General features: G+C 38.8%; 17 protein-coding genes. 6 read left to right on the top strand and 11 right to left on the bottom strand.

Annotated elements, in window-relative coordinates; genetic code table 11:
• Positions 1–4: 4 nt before the first annotated feature.
• Entirely contained in the window at positions 5–1,528 is a 1,524-nt protein-coding gene (locus tag FHK88_RS00890) for a transcription antitermination factor NusB (RefSeq protein ID WP_227428896.1), read from the bottom strand.
• Position 1,529: 1 nt separating this feature from the next.
• Positions 1,530–2,579, bottom strand: coding sequence for a methionyl-tRNA formyltransferase (gene fmt, locus FHK88_RS00885; protein ID WP_227428895.1), 1,050 nt, complete (start codon positions 2,577–2,579; stop codon positions 1,530–1,532).
• A 486-nt stretch (positions 2,580–3,065) separates the two neighbouring features.
• On the opposite strand from fmt, the gene FHK88_RS00880 reads away from it, so the two are divergent.
• The gene (locus FHK88_RS00880) at positions 3,066–5,873 is read left to right on the top strand and encodes a response regulator (protein ID WP_227428894.1); all 2,808 of its coding nucleotides are present in this window, start codon (positions 3,066–3,068) and stop codon (positions 5,871–5,873) included.
• Positions 5,874–6,047: 174 nt separating this feature from the next.
• Here the strand turns inward: FHK88_RS00880 and FHK88_RS00875 are convergent, their stop codons facing one another.
• The 9 genes from FHK88_RS00875 to rpmH form a co-directional block, all read right to left on the bottom strand.
• Complete coding sequence (locus tag FHK88_RS00875; protein ID WP_227428893.1) at positions 6,048–7,418, bottom strand: CAP domain-containing protein; 1,371 nt, start codon at positions 7,416–7,418, stop codon at positions 6,048–6,050.
• A 602-nt stretch (positions 7,419–8,020) separates the two neighbouring features.
• Positions 8,021–8,683 carry a riboflavin synthase gene (locus tag FHK88_RS00870; RefSeq protein WP_227428892.1) on the bottom strand — a complete coding sequence of 221 codons (663 nt, stop codon included), beginning with the start codon at positions 8,681–8,683 and terminating at the stop codon, positions 8,021–8,023.
• A gap of 356 nt (positions 8,684–9,039) precedes the next feature.
• On the bottom strand, positions 9,040–10,101 hold the full coding sequence (gene ribD, locus FHK88_RS00865) for a bifunctional diaminohydroxyphosphoribosylaminopyrimidine deaminase/5-amino-6-(5-phosphoribosylamino)uracil reductase RibD (RefSeq protein WP_227428891.1): 1,062 nt from the start codon (positions 10,099–10,101) through the stop codon (positions 9,040–9,042).
• Positions 10,102–10,287: 186 nt separating this feature from the next.
• The gene (nrdR, locus tag FHK88_RS00860) at positions 10,288–10,761 is read right to left on the bottom strand and encodes a transcriptional regulator NrdR (RefSeq protein WP_227428890.1); all 474 of its coding nucleotides are present in this window, start codon (positions 10,759–10,761) and stop codon (positions 10,288–10,290) included.
• Between the two features lie 325 nt (positions 10,762–11,086).
• Positions 11,087–12,466 (bottom strand): tRNA uridine-5-carboxymethylaminomethyl(34) synthesis GTPase MnmE, encoded by a 1,380-nt coding sequence (gene mnmE, locus FHK88_RS00855; RefSeq protein ID WP_227429185.1) that lies wholly within the window; start codon positions 12,464–12,466, stop codon positions 11,087–11,089.
• 214 nt (positions 12,467–12,680) lie between these two features.
• Positions 12,681–14,375, bottom strand: a complete 1,695-nt coding sequence (gene yidC / locus FHK88_RS00850) for a membrane protein insertase YidC (protein ID WP_227428889.1) — start codon at positions 14,373–14,375, stop codon at positions 12,681–12,683.
• 470 nt (positions 14,376–14,845) lie between these two features.
• Entirely contained in the window at positions 14,846–15,220 is a 375-nt protein-coding gene (gene yidD, locus FHK88_RS00845) for a membrane protein insertion efficiency factor YidD (RefSeq protein ID WP_227428888.1), read from the bottom strand.
• A gap of 156 nt (positions 15,221–15,376) precedes the next feature.
• Positions 15,377–15,748 carry a ribonuclease P protein component gene (gene rnpA / locus FHK88_RS00840; RefSeq protein WP_227428887.1) on the bottom strand — a complete coding sequence of 124 codons (372 nt, stop codon included), beginning with the start codon at positions 15,746–15,748 and terminating at the stop codon, positions 15,377–15,379.
• 92 nt (positions 15,749–15,840) lie between these two features.
• Positions 15,841–15,975 (bottom strand): 50S ribosomal protein L34, encoded by a 135-nt coding sequence (gene rpmH, locus FHK88_RS00835; protein ID WP_003662232.1) that lies wholly within the window; start codon positions 15,973–15,975, stop codon positions 15,841–15,843.
• 1,018 nt (positions 15,976–16,993) lie between these two features.
• Between rpmH and dnaA the strand changes: the two genes are divergently transcribed.
• The 5 genes from dnaA (at position 16,994) to FHK88_RS00810 (ending at position 25,597) form a co-directional block, all read left to right on the top strand.
• Positions 16,994–18,406, top strand: coding sequence for a chromosomal replication initiator protein DnaA (gene dnaA / locus FHK88_RS00830; protein ID WP_227428886.1), 1,413 nt, complete (start codon positions 16,994–16,996; stop codon positions 18,404–18,406).
• A gap of 300 nt (positions 18,407–18,706) precedes the next feature.
• Positions 18,707–19,882 carry a DNA polymerase III subunit beta gene (gene dnaN, locus FHK88_RS00825; RefSeq protein ID WP_227428885.1) on the top strand — a complete coding sequence of 392 codons (1,176 nt, stop codon included), beginning with the start codon at positions 18,707–18,709 and terminating at the stop codon, positions 19,880–19,882.
• A gap of 58 nt (positions 19,883–19,940) precedes the next feature.
• Entirely contained in the window at positions 19,941–21,179 is a 1,239-nt protein-coding gene (gene recF, locus FHK88_RS00820) for a DNA replication/repair protein RecF (protein WP_227428884.1), read from the top strand.
• Between the two features lie 365 nt (positions 21,180–21,544).
• Positions 21,545–24,148 carry a DNA topoisomerase (ATP-hydrolyzing) subunit B gene (gyrB, locus tag FHK88_RS00815; RefSeq protein WP_227428883.1) on the top strand — a complete coding sequence of 868 codons (2,604 nt, stop codon included), beginning with the start codon at positions 21,545–21,547 and terminating at the stop codon, positions 24,146–24,148.
• Between the two features lie 336 nt (positions 24,149–24,484).
• On the top strand, positions 24,485–25,597 hold the full coding sequence (locus tag FHK88_RS00810; RefSeq protein ID WP_227428882.1) for a LysM peptidoglycan-binding domain-containing protein: 1,113 nt from the start codon (positions 24,485–24,487) through the stop codon (positions 25,595–25,597).
• Positions 25,598–25,613 lie beyond the last annotated feature (16 nt).

The raw sequence follows: 25,613 nt of genomic DNA, 5'->3' as shown, positions 1-25,613 counted from the left end.
AAGTTTAACTTAATTCATTTCTATTTTTCTGCAACAAGGCAAAATAAAACCCATCACCACTATTTTCTACTAAGGGTAAACACTGCCTACCAATGTCTTGTTTAATGCCCCAATTACATTCTGCATCATCAAATTCTATCACCTGTGCGTCCGTATGGCGACTGATAAAGGCTTGCATTTGTGCCACATTTTCTGCCTTTAAGATTGAGCAGGTAACATACAGCAAATAACCACCTTCATTTAACTGTCCCCATAGATTATCCAAAATCTGTGCTTGCAAAGCCACTGTTTGGGTGACATCTGCTTCAGTACGCAATAGGGCAATGTCGGGGTGACGGCGTATCACCCCTGTGGCGGTACAAGGAGCATCGAGTAAAATAGCGTCAAATCCTGCGTTGTTTTTAGTGTTGGTTTCAGTATTCTTTTTACTATCATCATTTGCCTGCCATGTGGTCGCATCGACACACAATATCTCTAACCCCAACTCACGCGTAGAGATGGTAGTAGGCAGTTGTAGTCTTTCTAAATTCTCAAAAATTCGGCTATTACGCTTTGGCTCATTGTCTATTGCCGTAATGGTAATTGCTGGTTTTTCATCAGTTTGTTTCACGTGAAACTTTGGTGCAAATTTAGATTCGATAAGCTCTAGCCAATGTGCCAGCTTACCACCAGGGGCAGCACAAGCATCAAGTAGGTTTAATGACAGCTTATTTGAGTTTGAGCCTAAACTTGCCTGCAATACGTTATGTAATATTGGGGCTGCTAACTGGGCATGGGCATCTTGTACGCTAACCATACCCTCAGCAAAATTGGGCAGTTGCCAAATAGGTGTTTGGCTTTGTAGCAATATAGGGCTAACTGTCATGTTAATATTGCTATTCGCCAATGCCATACTGGTTGTTAAGTTTAGCAGTTGGGCAGTAAGCTCTGCCTCTGCCAATAGTTGCAAATACTGCTCATTGTTGGCTTGAGTGTAATTGACTCGCAAAAATATTGGGGCTGGTTGGCGTAAGGCTTGGGTTAACTCATCATAATACTCTGCCCAATCCTGTTTGAGCTGTTTGGCTAGCCAGTTGGGTAGGCTGTGATTTTTATCACATTTTTTGCGAAACTTATTGGGATTCTTGCTCACTTTACGCAAGATGGCATTCACCAAGCCAGTAGCACGAGATAAGTCGATTTTTTTCACCGCCTCGACAGTTTCATGAATGGCGGCATGGTCAGCCACTTGCAGATATAAAAGCTGGGTAATACCTACTTGAATACTGGTGCGTACCGCCAGCTCTTCAATGGGATTATCAGCAAGGCTATCAAGCAGACGTGCCGTAGCAAACCAATGCCGTAGCGTGGTAAGTAGCAAGGCATGGGCAAAGCCTTTATCCTCACCTTGTAAGCCATTTAATAACGGGTCAAGCAAACCAGTTAACGACTGCCCTGCTTGGATAGCAAGCAGAGTTTCGATGACTTTAACACGCACATTGCTTTGGGCTTTGTTTTGTGAGTGGTTTTTACTATTACTATGGCTCATCTTAATTTGACCCACCTTTATCAGCTCCATCTGCTAAATACTCACCAAAACGGTCACCATCATTGAGCTGATTGCCATGACAGATTTGTTCAGCCGTCACTGCTTTACCCCCTGCAAATTGTAATTTGGTCAAACGCAGCGTGGTTGCTTTATCATCATTGCTATTATTTTTTCCACAAGCAACCAAAATGGCATTTTTGCCGACACTAATCACCGTTCCTGCGGGCTGGTCGGTCATTTGTGAGTCATTAACAGGTAGACTGGCTAAGACTTTCACTCGATTACCATTTAAAAAGGTGTAAGTGCTGGGATATGGGTGCATACCGCGGATTTGTCGTTCGATGATTTCGGCAGGTTGCGTCCAGTCAATCTCCCCTTCGGCTTTGCTTAACTTTTCGGCATAATTGGCAAGGCTGTCATCTTGCTTTTGTGCTTGAGATTGATAATGAGGCAAGTCTTGCAATACGGTGATGATGGCATCTGCCCCCAATTTTGCTAAGCTGTCATGCAGACTTGCAGTGGTATCAGTATCATCAATGGGGCAATCTACTTTATATAGCATGTTGCCCGTGTCCAAGCCTTTATCCATTTGCATGATGGTAATGCCCGTCTTATCATCGCCTGCCAATAAAGCTCGATGAATCGGGGCAGCCCCCCGCCAGCGTGGTAACAAGGAAGCATGAATGTTTAAGCAACCATGCGTTGGCGTATTTAAAACCCCCACAGGCAATATCAAGCCATAGGCTGCCACCACCATAATATCAGGTCGATAGTTGGCTAAAGTTTCACGTGAAACAATGCCTTGCTCACTGGATTTTTTAAAGGTTTCTGGTTGTTCAACTGCAATGTTATGAGCTAAGGCAACTTGTTTAACAGGCGATGCAGTGAGCTTTTGCCCTCGTCCTGCTTTGCGGTCGGGCTGGGTATAGACGGCGACAATCTCAATGTTTAATTCATCTTGTTTGTCAATCAAGGCTTGTAGGCTTGTGGCAGCAAATTCTGGTGTACCAGCAAAGATAAGGCGTTGTTTTGATGCAGTATTTTTATTCATAAGAGGTAGTCATCATTTCATGGTATCTATAATAAGTTATAGACATTATAACCGAAGCATACTTATACAGGGAAAATTTACGCCTATCTATGCTGTTTTTATTCAGTTTTTTCTATTAGATTTAGCTGACATTGTTTATAATAATGCTGATAGATAAGGAGTATGTCAGTGTCATTTTTGCGTTAATGGTAAAAAACAGACAAGCCATCTATAAATTACTGACCTTCAATTAGTTGTCAATGCTATACTGGCTCAGTACCAACGCATTTGCATAGGCTCAATACAAGGATTTTATATTAATAATTTCTAAATATTTGTAATAAAGTAAAATAAAATATGCTTATAAATTCTAAGGATACAATATTACTCTAACTTTATGACGTGTATTGCCTACAACTAGCCACTATATGATGGTCGAATCATTAGCTCTTTACTTCGCCTTGTACCAGCATTGTGACGTTTCGCTTAATTAAATTATTGACAGTTATGAAAAAATATCTTTCCATCAACCATACACTACTACTGTATGCCCTCTCTCTGTTATGCTTTATTGAGCTTAGTTACTATTTGGTCTGGGATGCCTCAAAACAATTGAGCCAACAAAGAAGCATCCACCTTTACCATACATTACAAAATGAGCTGGAAACACAGCTTTCTGATAATCAGATTTCCTTTGAGCATCTATTAACAGACCATGTTGATAATAACATCAGTTACCAAGTGGTCATTGTCACACCATCAGCACATACCTTTATTCATAATTACCGTCGTGAAGACCAACCCAAAGTCACTTTTGTATCACTGCCTTATTGGCAAAGTGAAGATACCAGTGATGATCACATCAGCTTAAAGTCAAACTATCTACTGGGCTATAGTATGCTAGAAGGAGGATACCAGCTCTACCTCCAAATATACTATCCACCCTACACCCTATATTGGAATCGTCCCTTATATTGGGTACCACTGCTCATGGCTCTAATATTTTTCGCTATGGCAACCTATTACACATTACAACGCAAAAAAAGTTGGGATAAAGTAACCAACTACATTTCTCAGCTACCAAACCAATATTCTGAAACATTTGTTCCATTACGACTTAATGAACTCAACGTAGGGCAAGAGTTTTTACGACTTGGTAATGCGATTAATCGTATTAGCTTTCAGCGCCATCAATACTTAGAACAAATTCACCATTTAAGTAACCGTTTGCATCATCTGGTAGATCAATCACCATTACCCATGCTATTAATCCGCCAAGATGGACAAATCAGCTTCTTCAATAACCGCTTTGAACAAGTATTTATGACATCCTATCAAGAGGATGTTACTTATTACTTAACCGACTTTGTCACTGGTTCAGACAAAACAACGCATCAAATTCTTACCAAGTTGAATGAATTACTTATTATTCGTATTTTAATGGTTACCAGCCTTGAAGATAATACTGATTATCAGCTATACCTTAAACCTTGGTTTGACTCAGAAGGTAATGTACAGGGCTACTCAGCCTTACTTAGTGACGTTAGCGACTTTACCAACGATCTTAATACTGTGACGCTAAAACAACAACAACAACAAGACCGCTTATCAGACTTAGACAAACTATGGTCAGAGCTAGGACACGAACTACGTACACCATTAAGCGGTGTCATTGGAACACTCAATATCATTGAAACTGAAGAATTAAGTAAAGAACAACAAGCGACATTTGCTACCCTAGAGCAAGCTTGCCACAATATGATGAATATGCTCAATAACATGCTGGATGTCGCAAAAATTGAAGCCGGAAAAATGCCTCTTAGCATTGAGCAAACTGATATTTTGTTACTCTGTCAACAAGTCACGGATCTTATGCTTGGTAATGCCAGACAACAAAATATTGAATTGTTTTTTCATGCTGATCCACAATGCCCACGATACTTTCCAACAGATACAGGGCGACTGCGTCAAGCTCTGCTAAATCTTGTTAGCAATGCCATCAAATTCACCCAATCAGGACATGTTGCACTCAGCCTCAACTGTTTTCATCCTGAAAGTCCTCAGTTACAAAAAATGTTAACTGAAAGCAACACTCACCCCCAAACAAACAACACCTCATACTGGTTATGTTTTACGATTGAAGATACTGGTATTGGTATTAGTAAAGATGAGCAACAATGTCTCTTCTCATTTTTTAACCAAGCCAATGACTCTATCAGTCGCAAATTTGGTGGTACTGGCTTAGGACTTGCCTTTGCTAGCAACTATGCACAGCTTCTTGGTGGCTTTATTCATATAGAAAGCCAGCTTAATATTGGCAGTAAATTCCGACTGTGCTTACCATGCCAGCAGTCAGAGTATCAGCCTATATACCAATATCAAAACCATACCAACCTAACTTCACTATGTCTCATTGCATTTATCAACCATCCATTTTATGCGTCAACCTTACGCACACTCATGGACTATTTAAAAATATCCGCAATGATTCACACGCAGATAGACCAAGAAACTATTTATAAAATCAATGCTTACTTACCCAGCCAACTAACCCCTGTATTTTTAATTGAATATGACTTACACCCACAAAAAGACATTGATTTACTAGCAACCTTACCGTTTTATCACAAAGCATCAAAAATCCTACTCAGTAGCACCCCTGAGCGAGGCATTAGCCCCTCCATACGTGAACGCTATGATAGCTTTTTAATTAAACCTTTATATGCTTCACAGCTCATTGCTGAACTAACCAGACTCTATGATGCAATGGCTAATAGCAATACCATTCTTTCACAAACTAACGAAACAAACACTCCTGACACTTGTGAAAACCTAAAACATCAACATGAAGGTATGCTATTAAATCAATCCACAACAGCCATTTTACCAATAACCAATAGCTCTACAATAGATGGCTCAATGGACAACTCAATAGATGCAGCAGATACCCAAAATCATATCAACATACTGGTCGTGGAAGATAATTTCATCAATCAAAAAGTAGCTTGCAAGCTACTTGAAAAGCTTGGCTATCAAAGTGTGGTCGCCGATAATGGTCAACAAGCTCTTGATATTTTGGCAAAGAAACGTAAGCAAATAGACTTAATACTTATGGACTGTCGCATGCCCTATATGGATGGTCTGGAAGCCACGCGTAATATCCGTGAACAACAAGATGATATCATCATTGTTGCACTGACAGCCAACGATACACCCGAAGACCGTGAAGCCTGTATGCAAGCAGGAATGAATGACTTTTTATCAAAGCCACTAAAAAAAGAAGTGTTAGAAGAGACACTACAAAAATATTTATAAGCAATGACTTTAAGGAAATCTAGGGTCTGCCAAGTGTTCATCTTTGTCGGAAAACTTCAGCTAATTTTTCCGATAGAATATGACAGCACCCCTTATAAACCTTAGCATAAGGTGATAAGGGGCGAGTATTCAATAGACTTTATTAACGATACCTTCTTTGACGATAATATGATGCTACATTAGTTTTTTAGGCATTGTTTTAAATGTCACTACTTTGTGCGTTGCTTTTGCACCATTGACTGATACATCATATGTTACGGTATACATTTGATCGGGCTGTAACGGCTTTAACGGTATCAAAAACACTTGATTATCTTTCAAAATCTTTTGAGGATCATTTGTTGAAGTTAACTTTAACAATGACAATGGCTGATTAGCCGCATCTACCATCTTATAGTTGCTCACACGGATACTGCCATTTCCCAAAATATAAATGGGCTGTCCAATGGGTTCTTTTTCCAAATCTCTTTTATCTCCAAAGGGGTTAGGAGACTCATTCGTCAACTCATATTCTGTTGTATAAGACATCTCACTACAAGGATAGTTCAAAACGCTAGAGTTTGACTTATGAGAAGGTGTTCCCATTGCTCTTCCTAACATAACTTCCAACACGGATTGGTAAATTTGAAAGGTAAAATTATGGCCATAGTCTTTAACACCTGGTCTCTTAATCCGACCATAGCTAATCCCAACTTCAGTAAAATTAGGACTCACCATACTTGCCAAATGATAAGGCGCAGCCAATAACCCATTCAGGCTATCCAAAGCAATATTGATATCATTTTGCGATTCAAAATAGGTATGCGGAATATAAAAAGCAGATATATCCTCACCAACCTGACGGTAGTTATAGTTAACGGCTAACGCTTTCTTACCAATATTACTACCCGTCTGTACACGTTCACTCAGTTGATTCCCAGTATAGTATGGATTATCAATACCACTATAGCTATCTACTTTATATTCACTATGTCCTTGATACACATCACTATGTTGTCCCATATACAATAAATAGTTAGCATGGTTACTAGCTGCTTTTTCTAACTCTTGGTTAGGCAGTAACCCTCCAAATCCACAAGCCTGCCGACGTAGGTTTAATTGATTATAAACACTTAGATTTGCTTGCTTACTAATATCAGAAGGTTGTTCTTGTTTAGGTGTGCTTGGTTGTTCTTGTTTAGGTGTGCTTGGTTGTTCTTGTTTGGGTGTGCTTGGTTGTTCTTGTTTGGGTGTGCTTGGTTGTTCTTGTTTGGGTGTGCTTGGTTGTTCTTGTTTGGGTGTGCTTGGTTGTTCTTGTTTGGGTGTGCTTGGTTGTTCTTGTTTGGGTGTGCTTGGTTGTTCTTGTTTGGGTGTGCTTGGTTGTTCTTGTTTGGGTGTGCTTGGTTGTTCTTGTTTGGGTGTGCTTGGTTGTTCTTGCTTCGGGTTAACTGGATTTTTTACAGGTGTAGAGCTTGCACCACCGCCAGACCCACCACCACAACCTGCTAATAGCAAAGCTGACACAGCGAGCGATAAAATACTTAATGATGATTTGCTAGTTTTCATAACATTATCCTTTTTATTGTCAGTTTTATAAGACATGTTAACTATTCAAACATCATTCTTCATTCTCATTGAGAACCATATATTATTTACAATCATCTTAAACTAAACCCCTTAGAAGAAAAATAATACCTATCTTGTATAGGGTCTGTTTAACATTCTAATATGAGACATTAACAGAATTAAAAGTTATTTATCTACACACCAATAAGCATTACTATAAATGCCATACTTTTTAGAAAATAATACGTTATATGTTCGAATATTTACCTGTCCTAATCAATATATTTTCGATGAGATATCAGCCAAGTTATGATTCCAATACATAATGTTCGCCAATAGCATCTTTTTGTCACAATCTTTTTGAGGTTGTGCATCAACCATCATACTTTACCATAAATTTAGTTACATTTTTTAAACAAAACAACATTATTGTAAATTTTTTTATAAAAAATACAGTTAGAACAATTCAAATACTCACACAGTAAATGCAAGCTAAGTTGATATGGAGGAGAATTTTGAATAGGCAATTTTATAATATAGCTAAATATGACACCGAGTATTCAGCCTAATATTTTTTATTCCTAACAAAAACGATGCCCAATTTAACGCATAAAACCATTTTCTGCCAAAAATGCCTCTGTAATACTTGCTTGAGGGCTAAGGGAATCTTTATTGCCCAATAATAGACGCTCTAAATATCTGGCAACCACATCCACTTCAATATTCACCAATGCACCCACATACCAATGGCGGTCAATGTTTGTCCTTTGTGCAGTATGGGGAATAATATTAAGGCAAACAATATTATCCTTAACCAAGTTTGTGGTTAAGCTAATACCATCTGTTGTGATAGAGCCTTTAGTCGCTGTATAGTATTTTAAAGAGTCTGGGACTTGAAGCTCAATATAGATTGAACGGGCATCTTTTTTCATTAATGTAATCGTTCCCACATCATCGACATGACCTGAGACAATATGTCCACCAAAGCGAGTGGTCGGCAACATGGCTTTTTCTAAATTGACGGTATCCCCAATAGACCAGTTCTGCATAGCAGTTCGAGCCAGAGTTTCACGTGAAACATCAACGGCATACCAATTCTGTCCAAAGTCTACCACTGTCAAACATATACCATTGGTAGCAATCGAGTCACCAAGCTTTATATCGCAAAAGTCCAAACTGTCCGACTCAATGGTCAGCCTCACATCACCTGAGACTGCATCCATTCGCTTGATTGTACCCAAACTTTCTATGATACCTGTAAACATAATATTATCCTTGTTATTCATTAGCTCATATTTAACTCTGACACCCTGTGGATAACTCCATATATCACGCCCATTCGCAAGGGTTTTTTCTATGATTTTTTATACTTATCCACAAGTAAAACCCATTTTGCAATATCTTTATAAAACATTATTTGTTTCACGTGAAACGCTTTAAAAACAAGTATTTCCCACTAAAAATATCATTAAATATGTTCCATGTGAAACCAACTTATCCACAGTTTCATGTGAAACCTGTTTATAAAAGATATTTACTCACAACCAAATAAATCATCCTGTGGATAATTTAAAATATAGCTTTGGGCAAACATACAGCTAAAGCCTATTCTACACAGCCCCTAGTCTGCTTTTGTCAGTACCAGCTTAATATCATTACCCACCATCTGCACCGACTGATAGCTAAATAGTGGCTGTTGATATAGCTTATCTAGGGTCATTGTTAACATCGGCTTTGCTTCATTTCCCAAAACACATGGGGCTTGATAAATGACCATTTCATCAACCAATTGACTGTCAACAAAGCTACCTGCTACTTGTGAACCCGCCTCAATCAAGACATCATAGACCTGATATTCAGCCACTAAGTGACGCAATAACGCTTCTAAATCAGAATCTGACCATATCACCGTATTGGGATTATTTAGCACAGTAAATGAAGATTGTTGTGCCAATTTCTGCAACCGTTGCCGTCTATCTAATATTACTATTTTCGGTTGTGGCACATCTTGTAAGTTAACACCCAGTGACTGTGAGCGTACATTTAAACTGGGGTTGTCATCAATAATCGTTTGGCTACCAGTAATGATTGCCCCACTGCGTGCGCGTAATTTTTGTACGTCTTCACGTGCTTGTGTACCCGTAATCCATTTTGACTCTCCAGATGCCAGTGCTGTACGCCCATCCATACTGGTTGCTATTTTTAGACGCACATAAGGAAGCTGGTGACGCATGGCTTTTAAAAACCCTTGATTAAGTGCCTCAGCTTGTTGGGTTTGTACACCTACTGTCACTTCAATGCCAGCCTGCTGAAGCATTTTTGCACCACGTCCAGCGACTTTAGGATTAGGGTCAAGCCCAGCAATCACAACTCGAGATATTCCTGCCTGTATCAAGGCTTGAGCACATGGGGGCGTACGCCCTGTATGACTACATGGCTCCAAGGTAACATAAGCTGTTGCACCCTGTGCATCATCACTTGCTTCCGCCAGCGCATAGACTTCAGCATGAGGCATTCCTGCTTTAGGATGAAACCCCATACCTTGTATTTGTTTATCCTTTACTATCACACAGCCTACAGCTGGATTGGGACGGGTCGTATATATCCCCTGACGCGCCTGCTCTATTGCTAATTGCATAAAATAGCTATCTTCAAACTGATGAGGGGAAAAAATAGCAGTCATAAATATCACTTTTTTGGAAGGTCAAATAAAGATGGGGAACAACCATGTTCCATCACAGTAAACAGGAATTTAAATTTACTTATGTATCACACCATCACTATTTAATAATATCATTTGCCATCAGTAAGTATCTTGCCAAACTTACTTATGGCACTTTAACTTAGTTCAAATTAGCTCATGGTGTGCTTATTTTGTGGATGGATTGGTATCACTGGTGCGAATATTCACTAACTCTTGATGAAACGCTTCAATATCTTGAAAATCACGATAGACACTAGCGAAGCGAACATAAGCCACATCATCTAACGCTTTTAGCTCACTCATCACTACTTCACCCAGCGCTTTACTGCTAATTTCACGCTCACCAAGCTGGCGCAATCGCTTTTCGATACGGCTTAACATGGCTTCTTGTTCATCAAGGGTAATAGGACGCTTTTGTAGTGGCAATTGAATAGAGCGTCTCAATTTCTCATTATCATATGGCTCAATTTTGCCACTAGATTTGATAATTCTAGGCATCACGACTTCTACCACTTCAAATGTTGTAAAGCGCTCTTGACAAGGGATACACTGTCGTCGTCGTCGCACCTGAGCGCCATCAGCTGCTAAGCGTGAATCAATGACTTTGGTATCACTTGCATTACAGTAAGGACAGTGCATAAAGTGCCTATAAAGTTATAAATAAAGAAAACAAGCCTTGTCTTAATTATAGTCAATCACTCTAAGTTGTACTATAGGTGAATGCTTATCTGATATCAAATAATAGCAACTCCTCTCTACTATCGTCCGTCATCTCAATACAAAACTGTTAAATCATCAAACTCGCTCACAGTACCTACTTTTATAAAAACAGGAATACCTTCGCTTATTTTCCTCGTAACAGTATTATAAGCAGGATAAGCATATGCAACCAAAGCAAATTCAAATCGTACTGGATAATGGCTAAGTAACATCAACAGGCTCTTTTAATATTTACCAATAATATTTACTTGCCAATACAAAAACTACTAAAAATTCGTCCTAACAAATCATCGGCAAAAAACTCACCTGTAATCTCACCTAGACTTTGCTGTGCCAAACGCAAACTTTCTGCGACTAACTCACCTGCCTGATACTCATTAAGTTGTATACTGGCATCCTGCAAATGACTCTGTGTTCTTTTTAGGGCATCAAGATGACGTGTTCGTGCTATTAAGCTATTTTCTGGTGGATGAAAGCCCACTTTATCACACAAAACATCTATAAGACTTTGTATTCCCAAACCTGTTTCACATGAAACATTGACTTGCTCAAAGCCATCCACAAGCTGAGTATCTGTCTCCACAGTGGATAATAAATCCCGCTTATTACCGATTAACAATAAGCGTTTACTATCCACAGCCGTCTTAAACAAAGTCTTTGCTAGTGTGATAGGGTCTACCTCTTGACTTAAGTCATAGACCAATAGCAATAAGTCTGCTTGTGCAATCGCAGAATGCGCACGGTCAATACCAATACGCTCCACCGCATCATCTGTCTCTCTTAGACCAGCAGTATCTGTCAGATGAATTGTCAACCCATTTAGGACAATACTTTCTTGTAGTGTATCTCGTGTTGTACCTGCCACATCTGTCACAATTGCCCGCTCTTGCCCTGCCAGACGATTGAGCAAGCTAGACTTGCCTGCATTTGGTCGCCCTGCCAATACCACATGCACCCCATCACGCAATAACTGTCCTTGTTGTGCTGTCTCCAAAATATGGGCAACCTGTGTTTCTATATGCTCCAGTCTTCCCTGTATCACACCATCACCAAGGAAATCTACATCCTCTTCTTCAGGGAAGTCTATTGCTGCTTCAACATACAGGCGTAAATTGATTAAAGCCTCTAATAGCTCATTAATACGTACCGAAAACTCTCCAGTTAATGAGCGCATAGCACTATGTGCAGCAGCCACACTGGTGGCATCAATGGCATCAGCAATCGCTTCTGCCTGCACCAAATCCAGCTTATCATTCTCAAACGCACGGTACGAAAACTCACCCGCTTGCGCCTGCTTAGCACCCAACTCAAAAACTCGTGCCAATAGCTGGTTTTGTAAGATGACACCCCCATGCCCTTGTAGCTCAATCACATCCTCTCCAGTAAAGGAATGGGGCGCTTTAAAATACAGAACAATACCTTCATCTAAGACTGTCTGTTGAGCATCCAAAAAACGACAGAACATTGCCTGCCGAGGCTGAAAGCTAGAGCGTCCTGTTAAGGCACAAGCTATCTGATAGGCATGACTGCCTGATAATCTAATAATACCCACACCACCTCTCCCAATGGGTGTGGCAATAGCAGCTATCGTTGTAGAAATAGAAGGTTGTGATTGAGTCATCATTGTCATAAATAAAGGCAACTTTTACCAGTAAAAAAAGCTATGAAATATCAGTCAAATATAGCAATAAAGAAGAATAGCTTAACCACTTCACACAAATTTGACCATAATACTCATAGTATAACAAGCTAGTATAGCAAGGAACATCAAACTAAAAACCATAAAAAACACCGCCATGATAATGGCGGTGTTTTTTGTAGCGTTAAAAAGTCTGTGATTAACTAAGTATTTTGACTTCTTTCTGCTTCTGCTCTTTCTCCACTTTTTTATTAACAATATACTGTTGCATGATGGTAAACAGGTTATTTACTATCCAGTATAAAACAAGACCGGCAGGGAAGAACAACATAAATATCGTAAAAATAATGGGTAAAAACTTCATTACTTTTGCTTGCATTGGGTCAGTTGGCTGTGGATTCAGCATCTGTTGAGCAAACATAGTCACACCCATAAAAATAGGCAAGATAAAGTAAGGGTCCATTGCCGATAAATCATGAATCCATAAAATCCAAGGCGCATGACGCAGCTCTACACTCTCAACCAAGACCCAATATAATGCTAAGAAAATTGGCATCTGAAGTAAAATAGGCAAGCAACCCGCCATTGGGTTAACCTTTTCCTCTTTATAAAGAGCCATCATCTCTTGTGACATTCTCATACGGTCATCACCGTATTCATCTTTCAATGCCTGCAAACGAGGGGCTAAGGCACGCATTTTTGCCATAGAGTAGTAACTCTTATTAGAGAACCACATCAGCGCAATTTTAACCAAAATAGTCAGTACAATAATAGACCAACCCCAGTTACCAATGACCTTATGAATACCCTCTAATAAAGCAAACAGCACTTTAGAGATAGGCCATAAGTAACCATAATCCACTGTCTTATTAAGCCCCTCAGCCACACCTTTCAAATCAGCCTGAATCTTAGGACCCGCATAAAGTACTGCACTAATGGTTTCTTGTGACTTTGGTGCAATCGATATTGGCTGACTTTTCATACCAATAAAATAGTTACCAGATACTTCATTAGAGAAGAAATGACCAGTAAAGTTTTTAGGTGTCCATGCAGATACAAAGTAGTGCTGAACCACACCTACCCAACCAGCATCACTACTAACTGACTTTAGCTCACCATCATTAAAATCCTTAAACTTGAGCTTATTATAGTCATCATCTGGTGTTCCCCAAGCACCGCCCAGATAAGTCGCCATACTCAGCGCTCCCTTATCTGCCATGCCAGGATCTTTACTACCATCACGTTTTATTTGAGTATATAACTGACCTTGCCACGTTTTACCTGTCTCATTATCAATGGTATAACTGACATCAATCGGATATTTACCCTTTGTAAAGGTAAACGATTTAGTAATGGTCACACCATCTTTAGTCAGTGTTAGAGGAACTGTTAGTGTCTCTTGGTTTGGCTGCATCACATACTGATTGCTTTGATATTGATACTTAGCCCGCTCAGAGTTTGTATCAACACCATCTTGACCAATCAGCCCTGATTGCGCTACATACACACGTTGTGCTGTATTCTCAAACAATACAAAGCGTTCTTTACTGCCAAGTGTCGCACTATAAGGGCGCAACGCCGCATAGACAATATCACCACCTACTGGATTAATTTTAATATCATAATAATCTGTAGTGACTGATATCAGTCCTGTTGCAGATGCTGGTGCTTGATTACCAGCAGGTACAGTAGATGCTGTCGATGTTGTTGGAACATCACCATCAGCAACACTAGCACTGGGAATATCTGTACTAGTAGAAACTTGCGCTGAAGGCGCATCAACAACAGACGTACTATCTGCTCCCGGTGGGTAGTCCTTCTGCCATGCCAATATCAATAAGTATGCTGTAATCAGCATCGCAATGATAATCAGCAACCGAAGTATCTTTTGCATAAGACAGTCCTAAGTTAAAAAACAAATACCTAAAGTAAGATAATTAGGCAATATAAAGAGGTTCAATCCTAGAGTAAGTCATTTCAACTTACCTACACTTACAAAAACAACTCATCTTACTGATCAAACTTGAAGCGCTTACCATCATTGCAGTTTTTAACTATAGTCGAAAAAGACTAAAACAGATACAAAACAGCCAAGTATAGATAGTATGGTTATATGTAAATAAGAGCAACGCCATAGTCGTTTAATCGCTCTTTGACGATACCATTATCACCATCAAAACCTGCTAGACATAGGCAAACAGGCTTACTATCAAGCAAGCATTGGATTGAGTTTAGAAATAAAATGAAGGCTATTTTACTAAATATCAGCAGTAAATGATACCAAGACATCCGAAGCACTCATGGAGACCATCATATTAGCAAGCCAGAAGCATAGATAAAGCGCTATCTACACGGTGATGGTGACTAAATACCACTTTTTAGCATATGATTTAATCTTGTCACATAGCTATTGCTATCAATAAACACACCTTTTATTTGTGTCTCTCTTGCTATATAAACATATTGATACTGATAAAGAGGCAAAGGTACAAAATCCACACCATGACCACCCCAAGGATGGCAACGTGCGATACGAGTACATATGAGCAAACCACCCCGCCAAGCACCATGCCATTGTAGTGCCAACTGACCATAATGAGAACAGGTTGGATAATAACGACAGCGTGCAGGCAATAATGGACTTAACCAACGTTGATACAATCTAATCACTTTTAGAAATAATCGCAGTGCTATTTTGCTTATCCATTGATATATCAACTGATAGTCATGATATTTCATGTTTATCAATCCAACTAAATACCTTTCACAATTATCAAATACTTTAACAGCTCAAACTATTGTAAAGATGAGTAACAGTGCATTACGTAATACTGCAAATCAAACTAACAATATAACAGTATTATTTTTAGCAAATGATATCTTATTTTTATTATCCTAATTTTTATCAGATATATTTTGTCTCTCAGATATTTTTTTTAAAATAGCATTAATTTCTTTAGAAATATCTGCATTACTTAAATGCTTTGTGGATTTCTTTAAAATAAAAACCATATCAACATGTTTCAATTTTGGTGCATAAAAACGAAACTGCTCTTTAATTAATCTTTTAACTAAGTTTCTTGATACTGCAGTTGCAAGTTTCTTTTTAGTAATAGCCATTCCCAATCTTGGCTCTGCATTATCAGATTGAACAACAAATGCCATGATATGTGTTTGATGTACTTTATAACTACTATAATCAAAGACTCTTTTATATTGTGTTGGTGTCAATAGACGATATGATTTTGGATAAGGGTAATGATTCATAAACTTATCACTTATATGAGTTGGCTATAAAAATGATTGCCATAAAAAAAGCACCTTAAATAGGTGCTTTTGCGATAAAACTAAAATCTAGTTTATACCGTTAAACGATGACGACCTTTAGCACGACGACGTGCTAGTACTTGACGACCTTTTTTGGTTGCCATGCGTGCACGAAAACCATGTGTACGCTTGCGTTTTAGAACGCTGGGTTGGAAAGTGCGTTTCATAAGTCACCTATAACTTAACTAAATAAATTTAAACTTCATTAAAATAAAATTCGCAATAACGGCATATTATGCCTGTTTTTGCGGATACTGTCAATATTACTAAGCATAAACTTTAATAAGCATCCTAGCTTATGTGACTTGCATCACATTTTGCATGCAATACTGCTGTTATTTATTGTTAAGTATTACTTAATAATAAACTGGCTAGACATGCATCTAATAATCTAACTTCCATGTTTATAAGACTCTTACTATGGTTATCAGAAGTTAGTTGATTTTTTGGATATTCTAACTTTGTCTCGCTGTTTAGTGATTAATATCTGAGATGTACTATTGAGGTGAAATAAGAAACCCCTCTAGATTTATAGTCTTTATTTATTTAAGTATATTAAATATATATGTAATTTTTAATTAATATAAAATTGCTTAATATAAGTCTATGACAAAATTTTTTAACCAAGGAAGTCTCACTGTGTGTACATTTGATTATAGAAAATTTCAGAGTTATCCACAGACATGCGATTTCCCTATAGTAATAATTATTAAAGATATATTGTTATTATTGGTAGGTGTCTTTATTGTGTATAAGTATAAAAAATAAATTAATATCATATAGTTATAATGTTGATAAACCTGTGTAAATATTGTTGGTAAACTCTGTATAACTTGTGGTTATGAGTTATTAACATAGTTTTCCACAAAATTATCCACAGAAAATATGAGTTTTATCCACAGGCTAATTGTGTTACAGTGATGTCTGTTTAGTAATGTGGTTTTGGTGATATATTCACTTATGTTCTATAAGATATATGATAGTAGATGAAGTATAGTCTTTGTCCTAGTTGTTATGGATTTATATCTTTGGATGCTTTTTATGTCATGATGTTTTTATATGTAGGTAGTCTTATTATAGTGATGTAAAAAAAGACTAATTATATAGGTTGTTTATACATATAAATGTGCTGTTGAGCTGTATTTGTTATGAAGTTGTTATGGGTTTAAGTGAGGTATTAATATAATGATAGATGTGGATATACTTTGGGATAGATGTTTAGAAGAGCTGAAATATCAAGTCAAGGATAGTGTGTTTACAATGTGGTTACGACCACTATCAGTACAACAGTATGGAGAGCAGTTAGTTGTACTTGCCCCGAATCAATATTTTGTTACCCATGTGTCAAAACATTATCTAAATGATATTGAAGCGCTGGTTCGCAAGCACAGTGATGATGTCATTAGCTCAGTGGTACTTCGTGAAAACAACTCTTCGTTAGCAACTGGATTATCTGAACCAACTGCTATATATCAAAGCCAGCAAACTTCTTTAGAAATTCGCTCTGTGATAGATGATGGTATGAGTAAGCAGTCTGCAACACATTCAAAGCAAGTAGACTCCAATATTGATAAATCATTAAGCTATATTAATCCTTTATTTACCTTTGAGACTTTTGTCAGTGGTAAGTCTAATATTTTGGCATACAAAGCTTGCTTTGAGCTGGGTAAAAAACAATCACAAAATCGACATAATCCATTATTTATTTATGGTGCTTCTGGGTTGGGAAAAACACATTTAATGCATTCAGTAGCACATCGTTATTTAAAAATAGGAAAGTCTTTTTATTATTTTTCCTCAGAAAAATTTATTAATCAGCTGGTATATGCTTTACGTAATCAAAAAATAGAAGAGTTTAAAAAGAAAATTAAACGGGTTGATTTATTAATAATTGATGATGTTCATGTACTGGCAGGAAAAACAAAAAGTAGTAGTGAGTTTTTATCTTTATTTGCTGATTTTATGATGGATGATAAACAAATCATTTTGGCATCAGATAGACATCCTTCACAAATGACAGAATTTGATGAGCGTTTTCGTTCACGTTTTTCTTGGGGACTTGCGGTTGCTGTTGAGCCACCAGAAATGGAAACTCGGATGCAAATTTTGCAAAAAAAGGCAAAATTATCTGGTATTGAGCTTCCTAAAGAGTGTGCGTTATTTATTGCTCAAAATGTGGTGTCCAATGTACGCCGTCTTGAGGGGGCATTGAATCAGGTGCTGGCAAATGCTAATTTAACTGGGCAACCGATAGATTTGGATATGGTGCAATATGCACTTAAAGATATCGTAGCAATGCGGGTACAGTCAGTTAGTATGGATAATATTCGTAAAGTAGTGGCAGAGTATTATGATGTGTCAGTCAAAGACTTGATGGGTAAAAAACGGACACGTAGTATTGCTCGTCCGCGTCAGATTGCGATGGCTTTGGCACGTGAGTTAACAGGAGATAGCTATCCTGATATTGGGCAGTCTTTTGGGGGACGTGATCATACGACGGTGATGCATGCATGTGATAAAGTGGCACAGTTACGTCAAGAAGACCCAATATTGGATAAAGAATATAAAGCGTTATCTATGACCTTACAGGCTGGTTAATCGATGGTTTATCTTAATTGAACCTAGCTGGGCTTAAGTAGTCATAACGGTTTATGTTTATGCGATATCATTTGTTATACTAGCAAATGGCACAGACATCCATATAAGTTTGTGTGCTTATCATTTTGTATGATGTACAATTGTTGATGTTTAGTGTACTAGTCATGGTTTGTTTTTATTTTAATATTGAGCGTCGTATTAATTGAATTATAGGAACAAGCTAGCAGTATAGAATGAATGATAATAAGCCCCATAATTTGACGATTCTGTTTATTAATCCTTATCTGAGTGACCTTACTTATGCAACTGTCTATTAATCGAGAACTATTATTAAAAGCTATTAATTTGATTGCCAAAGCGGCAGATAAGCGTCATAACATGGTGGTGCTTGGTAATATTAAGTTAGAGCTAACACAAACAACCTTGACACTGACAGCCTCTGACCTTGAGGTGGAGTTGATGGCGACCATCCAGCTACCAGAAGGTGCTTGTGGTGAGGTTGGTATGACGACATTACCAGCGATGAAGCTTAAAGATATTTGCAAGCTGTTACCACAAAACACCATGATTCAGATTGCATCGCAGGCAGATGAACGTTGTGTGATTACCAGTGGTAAAAGTCGCTTTGTACTAGGAACATTACCTGCAGAAGATTTTCCTATTTTGGGCAACCCAGAGAACATCACGCCATTGACGCTAAATCGAGCGACCTTGTCGGACTTAATAGCGTCCTCACAATTTGCGATGGCAATTCAAGATGTGCGTTATTATTTAACAGGTATGCTTTTTGAGGTAACGGAGCGTCAATTGACAACAGTGGCAACGGATGGTCACCGTTTGGCTCTGTCACGTAGTGCTATTGAAGTAGATGATAACCTTGAGTTACAAGCTATTTTGCCACGTAAAGCAGTGATTGAGCTTGAGCGTTTGATGGGGGAGTTGGGTAAGTTGTTAAATGATGCTGATAATCGCTTAACGCTAAGTTTTGGACGTGAGTTTTTACAAGTCAGTTTGCCTTTTGGTAATGTTGATAGTACAGGGCAGATAGATGATTCAGTGGTGGTTACATTTACAGCACGTCTTATTGATGGAAAATTTCCAGACTATCGTCGAGTTATGCCAACAGCCAATGATAAGCTTGCATTATTAAATCGTGAGAAGATGATTGAAGTATTACGTCGTGTGGCAATTTTAAGTAATGAGAAGTCACGAGGTGTGATTTTTAATTTTGCTCAAGATGGTAACGTAGAAGTTAAAGCTAATAATGCTGAGCAGGATGAGGCTGTTGAGGTGTTGCAAGTTAAGTACCAAGGTGAGCCAATTGAATTATCCTTTAATGCTGCCTATCTTCAAGATGTGCTTGATGTGTTACAAGGAGATGTTCAGCTACACATGAGCCAGTCTAATGCTTCTGTATTGGTCAATCAGTTAAATGATAGCCAGCATCAATACGTGATTATGCCAATGAGAATTTAATATTATTAATAGGGTAGTTAAATTTTTATAACTTGTTGTGAGTCTAAATAAGGCAGACATGATAACTCGATTGACCATTAGCCACTTGCGTAACCTACAGCAGGTGAGTCTGTCTGCCCAGCAATGTAATTTAATCATTGGTGATAATGGCAGTGGTAAAACATCCCTATTAGAAGGGATATTTTTATTATCTCGGGGTAAAAGCTTTCGCCATCATCAGCCCAAACGCTATATCAGTCATCATCAATTAGCCACTACTGTTCATGCTCAATTTGCTGATGATGACAGCATGGCAATCCAAAAACAGCTTGATGCCAGTACCACACTACGGTTAAACCAGCAGACCGTTTATACACAAAGTAGCCTTACCCAACGCTTGCCGACCTTACTTATTGACCCCTCATCAATGGACATGCTAGAAGATGGCAGTGCCAGCAGACGACAGTTGCTTGACTGGTTGGCGTTTCACGTGAAACAAGGCTTTCATTCACAGTGGCTTGCTTATCAACGCTTACTCAAGCAACGTAATACGTTATTAAAATCCTCTCATCATCTAACTGCCATGCAACGACAAGAGCTGATGGCATGGGACAAAGGTCTAGCAAATCATGCAGGGCTAATTACCCATTATCGTCAGCAGGTATTTGAGCAGTGGCAACCTTACTTCAATGACATATTGCAATCATTATTACCTCAATATGCGGAAGATATTAAGTTGTCTTTCTATGCAGGCTATGATGTCGATACACCCTTAGATGAGCTATTGGCACAACGCCTATCTCAAGATGTGCAGATGGGTTATACCCGCTTGGGCTGTCATCGAGCCGATATTCAGGTGACATGGTTAAGTGAGCGAGAGCAGTTAAAAACACAAGATTTACCAGAAAATAGCGCGAATAGCCATAGTAATGATATTGATATAAATGTTTCACATGAAACATCCAATAAAGCGGTAAATTCTCACAGCCATATCAAAGAGCAAGCGGTAAATGTACTATCTCGTGGTGAGAAAAAGCTGCTAATCACCACCTTGCGTTTGTCACAACTGCCTTTATTAAATCACAACGTATTACAGCAAGCTGAGGCAAAAATCCCCATTGTGCTATTAGATGATGTCACTGCCGAACTTGATGATAAGGCATTGGCTGTTTTATTTAGTACACTTGCAACAACACCTTGTCAGTTATTTATCACCAGTTTAGATGAAACAGTGTTAGATTTAGTCAAGCAGTTTTGGCAAGATTTTGCAGTGTTTCATGTGAAACAAGGACAAGTGCAAAAAAGACAGTCCTGTTAAATTGAAAAACAGATAGAATATTGCTAATGGTGTGTTAGCCAGACTACTATTGATGACGCAAAGGTGAAAAAATGTTATAATTCATCGCCATGACACTGTTATATTTGTCATTCAAATAACACTAAGATTTTGGCAAAATTTTTATAAGAAATGATTGGTTGTGATGGGGGTATATAAAAACTATCCCAAAACAAATCAGCCCAGAAAGTTAGGGTATGTTTGAGTATTTATCTTCATAGGAAAATTAAGGTGAATTTAGCCAGTTTTTATATGAAAGTAAAATATTATTTTAACCCCTAGTAAGTAAATCTAGTGTGGTGAATATTCAAACAGACCTCTGTTCCCGCCTTCAGCAAGGATATACCATGAGCGAACAACAACCCCCTGTGAACCAGACTGACGAGCAGAATTTGGCAGTTGGTCAAGCATCCATAAAAACACCAGATAATGAAGATTATGGCTCAAAGGACATTCGTGTTTTGCATGGGCTTGAGGCAGTGCGTGTCCGTCCCGGTATGTATATTGGCGATACTGATGATGGCACAGGCTTGCATCACATGGTATTTGAAGTGGTTGATAACTCCATTGATGAAGCATTAGCCGGGCATTGTGACCAGATTGACATCGTTATTCATGAAGATGAATCGGTGAGTGTGATGGATAACGGACGCGGTATTCCCGTTGATATTCACCCCGAAGAAGGCGTATCGGCTGCCGAAGTGATTATGACCGTACTGCATGCAGGCGGTAAGTTTGATGCCAATAGTTATAAGGTATCGGGTGGTCTGCATGGTGTCGGTGTGTCAGTGGTGAATGCCTTATCTAAAAAACTTGAATTGAACATTTGGCGACAAGGCTATCATTATCAGCAAACCTATACCGATGGTGTGCCAGACAGTGATATTCAGCAGTTAGAGGCAACTGATAAGACAGGGACGCAAGTTCGCTTTTATCCCAGTGTTGAGATTTTTACAGGGACGATTTTTGATTATGACATATTGGCAAAACGCTTGCGTGAATTATCCTTTTTAAATTCAGGTGTGCGTATTGTCTTAACTGATGAACGCATTGATAAACGTCACGAATTTGAGCATAAAGGCGGCTTGTCTGAGTTTGTCAGCTATATCAATGCAGGTAAAGAAACCTTAAATGAAGTGTTTCACTTTACCAGTGAACAAGATGATGGTATTTGTGTTGAGGCAGCGTTACAGTGGTCAGACACTTATAATGAAAAGGTATTGTGCTTTACCAATAATATCCCACAAAAAGATGGTGGCACGCATTTATCAGGTTTTCGCTCAGCATTGACCCGCTGTTTAAACAGTTATATGGACGCTGAAAAACTGTTTAAAAAAGAAAAGGTTAATACCACTGGTGATGATGCCCGAGAAGGGTTAACCGCCATTGTCTCAGTGAAAGTGCCTGACCCAAAATTTTCTAGCCAAACTAAAGACAAACTGGTCTCTAGCGAAGTGAAATCTGCTGTTGAATCAGCCATGCATGATAAATTTAGCGATTATCTGCTAGAAAATCCCAGTTCAGCAAAAGCCATCGCTGGAAAAATCATTGATGCTGCCAGAGCCCGTGATGCGGCTCGTAAAGCTCGAGAAATGACCCGCCGTAAAACTACCTTAGATATCGCAGGACTACCCGGAAAACTGGCAGATTGCCAAGAAAAAGACCCCGCTTTATCTGAATTATATATTGTCGAGGGTGACTCAGCAGGTGGCTCAGCCAAACAAGGTCGTAGCCGTAAAACCCAAGCAATATTACCGCTAAAAGGTAAAATTCTAAATGTGGAGCGGGCAAGATTTGACAAAATGCTGTCTTCTGCTGAAGTGGGTACGCTAATCACTGCCTTAGGCTGTGGTATTGGTCCTGATGAATATAACCCTGACAAAGTGCGTTATCATAAAATCATCATCATGACCGATGCCGACGTTGATGGTTCACACATTCGCACCTTGCTATTGACGTTCTTTTTCCGTCAAACTCCAGAGCTTATCGAGCGTGGTTATATTTATATCGCTCAGCCTCCACTTTATAAAATCAAAAAAGGTCGCCAAGAGCTGTATCTTAAAGATGATGAGGCACTTAAAGCCTATTTGTTGTCAGCAACCATTGATGATACCAAACTGCATATCAATGAACATGCCCCTGCGATTACAGGGCAAGCGTTAGAGAGCTTGCTTAATGACTATAACCAAAGTCAACTGGTCAAAGCCCGTTTGCAGATTAAATACCCTGCCGTTTTGCTTGACGCATTGACCTTTGTACCAAAACTGACCACTGATATGACCTATGATAAGCAAGCGATGCAACAGTGGCTAGACAAAGTACAAACTCAATTACAGCATTTTGGTAGTGACCTGAATCCAGAAGTAGAACTGGTCAATATTCATGACAGCAGTTATGACCAAGTGGTACAAGACACACTGTCACAGCAGTCATCACAGACCACATTGCCAAATGTCGATGAGACGTTGGCAGAAGGTGAGCGTGATATTGATGCTGAACCAAAAAAAGCCCAGTGGCTACCTCGTATAACCATTTATGTGCATCAGTTAGCCCAACATTATATGCTAGATAGTGGCTTTATTACCTCAGGGGAATATGCTCGTTTATTACGTCTGTCTTCGCAATGGAATACCTTGCTTGAAGAGACGGCATTTATCCGCCGTGGTGATAAAGACACTTTGCTGCGTGACTTTGATCACCTATGGCAACAGATGATGCAAGATGCTCGCCGTGGATTGGCAATTCAGCGTTATAAAGGGCTTGGAGAGATGAATGCTGACCAGCTTTGGGATACCACCATGGACCCTGAAAACCGCCGTATGCTACGGGTAACTATTGAAGATGCCATCGCTGCTGACCATTTATTCACTTGCTTGATGGGTGATAATGTTGAGCCACGCCGTGCCTTTATCGAAGAAAATGCGTTAACAGTGACCAACTTGGATATTTAATGTCGTTCACTTCATTGAAATAAATATAGTTTAGGTTATTAGTAATAAAAAACAGCCATCTTGTCATAAGGTGGCTGTTTTGTTTCACGTGAAACAAAATATATAGGTAAGTAGATTTTTTATTGATGTATTTATCTGATTATAGTGCTATTCATACCTGAATGAAAATGCTATGTATCTGTGATTGTGCTATGATTAATAAAATTGTAAACTTAAACTGCCAAATTAAACTTTGTTGTGATGTTATGTGATTGTAAAATCCACATAATGTCAATAAAATTCACAATTACAGACTTTTTCTGCTTTGTTACTGCTGCTGGACAAATGGACACAATAATGAAATCTACTCAAATGAAACGACTACAACGATTGCTAACAACAACTATTGCTGGGCTAATGTTATTAGGAGGCTCAGCTCATGCAAGCAATCCTCCTCCGACTGTAAAAGCAGATGCACCCAATCGCTATATTGTCAAAAAAGGTGATACGTTATGGGGTATTGCGGGACGTTATTTGGATAAACCTTGGCTTTGGAAGGAAATATGGGCTGCTAATAGACAAATTAAGAATCCCAATCTTATTTATCCTGGTGATGTCATTCTGTTATGTGTTATCAAGGGGCAAAATCTAATCGGTATTGATACGGGTGAGGGTTGTGCTGGTATTGAGCGTGATATGGCGCAAGTGGATGTTATTGAAAATATACAACAAACAGTGACCGTAACACCATTAAACAATAGTATTCCTCCCATTCCTTTATCAGCCATTCAGTTTTGGTTGGATAGAAATATCATTGTAAATCCAGTGGATTTGGAAACGACACCTTATGTTTTAGCGTCAAAAAATCGCAACTTATTAACCAGTATTGGTGATAAAGTGTATGCTAAAGGTGTGCCATTGATCGTTGGTCAGCGTTACGGTATTTATCACGTTGGTGAACCGTATGTAGATAATGCAACCAAACAGGTCATGGGAATTGAAGTTGAGCAAATCGCAACAGCAGTGGTGACAGATGTTACCAATAATAATATTTCTAGCCTACAAATATTAGATACTTACGGCAAAGAAGTACGAGAAGGTGATAGAGTTTTTGTAGAAATGGGTAATATTGTGCCACCAGTTTTTTATCCAGCTCCTGCTCAGGTAAATCGTGGTGGATTGATTGTTCGAGTCATGGGCTCTATTGGGACAGCGGCACGAGGCAGTGTAGTGGCAATAAACTTAGGAGCAGTCAATGGTGCAAAACCAGGTGATGTATTAACTGTTTATCGCAAAGGCCCATTAGTACGAGACATTCGAGATAATGATGCGCCATCTCGTTTGCCAAGTGAGGAAGCAGGACATGTGATGGTCTTTAAAACCTTTGATAACATCAGCTATGCTTATGTACTAGACTCAGAATTGCCTTTAAATGTTGGTGACCAGTTATTACCACCTGATGGCTTATAGGGCAAACTTAGGTCAG

It is taken from the genome of Psychrobacter sp. I-STPA6b (assembly GCF_020662265.1).
Classification (GTDB): Bacteria; Pseudomonadota; Gammaproteobacteria; order Pseudomonadales; family Moraxellaceae; genus Psychrobacter.
This window is presented reverse-complemented; position numbering and strand designations above follow the sequence as displayed.

Excerpts from the sequence above, each read along its gene's own strand:
- rpmH (WP_003662232.1), bottom strand. The coding sequence starts at position 15,975 with ATGAAACGCACTTTCCAACCCAGCGTTCTAAAACGCAAGCGTACACAT.
- FHK88_RS00810 (WP_227428882.1), top strand. The coding sequence starts at position 24,485 with ATGAAATCTACTCAAATGAAACGACTACAACGATTGCTAACAACAACT.
- ribD (WP_227428891.1), bottom strand. The coding sequence starts at position 10,101 with ATGACTGCTATTTTTTCCCCTCATCAGTTTGAAGATAGCTATTTTATG.
- yidD (WP_227428888.1), bottom strand. The coding sequence starts at position 15,220 with ATGAAATATCATGACTATCAGTTGATATATCAATGGATAAGCAAAATA.
- mnmE (WP_227429185.1), bottom strand. The coding sequence starts at position 12,466 with ATGATGACTCAATCACAACCTTCTATTTCTACAACGATAGCTGCTATT.
- FHK88_RS00875 (WP_227428893.1), bottom strand. The coding sequence starts at position 7,418 with ATGAAAACTAGCAAATCATCATTAAGTATTTTATCGCTCGCTGTGTCA.
- gyrB (WP_227428883.1), top strand. The coding sequence starts at position 21,545 with ATGAGCGAACAACAACCCCCTGTGAACCAGACTGACGAGCAGAATTTG.
- dnaN (WP_227428885.1), top strand. The coding sequence starts at position 18,707 with ATGCAACTGTCTATTAATCGAGAACTATTATTAAAAGCTATTAATTTG.
- dnaA (WP_227428886.1), top strand. The coding sequence starts at position 16,994 with ATGATAGATGTGGATATACTTTGGGATAGATGTTTAGAAGAGCTGAAA.
- FHK88_RS00890 (WP_227428896.1), bottom strand. The coding sequence starts at position 1,528 with ATGAGCCATAGTAATAGTAAAAACCACTCACAAAACAAAGCCCAAAGC.
- yidC (WP_227428889.1), bottom strand. The coding sequence starts at position 14,375 with ATGCAAAAGATACTTCGGTTGCTGATTATCATTGCGATGCTGATTACA.
- fmt (WP_227428895.1), bottom strand. The coding sequence starts at position 2,579 with ATGAATAAAAATACTGCATCAAAACAACGCCTTATCTTTGCTGGTACA.
- FHK88_RS00880 (WP_227428894.1), top strand. The coding sequence starts at position 3,066 with ATGAAAAAATATCTTTCCATCAACCATACACTACTACTGTATGCCCTC.
- nrdR (WP_227428890.1), bottom strand. The coding sequence starts at position 10,761 with ATGCACTGTCCTTACTGTAATGCAAGTGATACCAAAGTCATTGATTCA.
- rnpA (WP_227428887.1), bottom strand. The coding sequence starts at position 15,748 with ATGAATCATTACCCTTATCCAAAATCATATCGTCTATTGACACCAACA.
- FHK88_RS00870 (WP_227428892.1), bottom strand. The coding sequence starts at position 8,683 with ATGTTTACAGGTATCATAGAAAGTTTGGGTACAATCAAGCGAATGGAT.
- recF (WP_227428884.1), top strand. The coding sequence starts at position 19,941 with ATGATAACTCGATTGACCATTAGCCACTTGCGTAACCTACAGCAGGTG.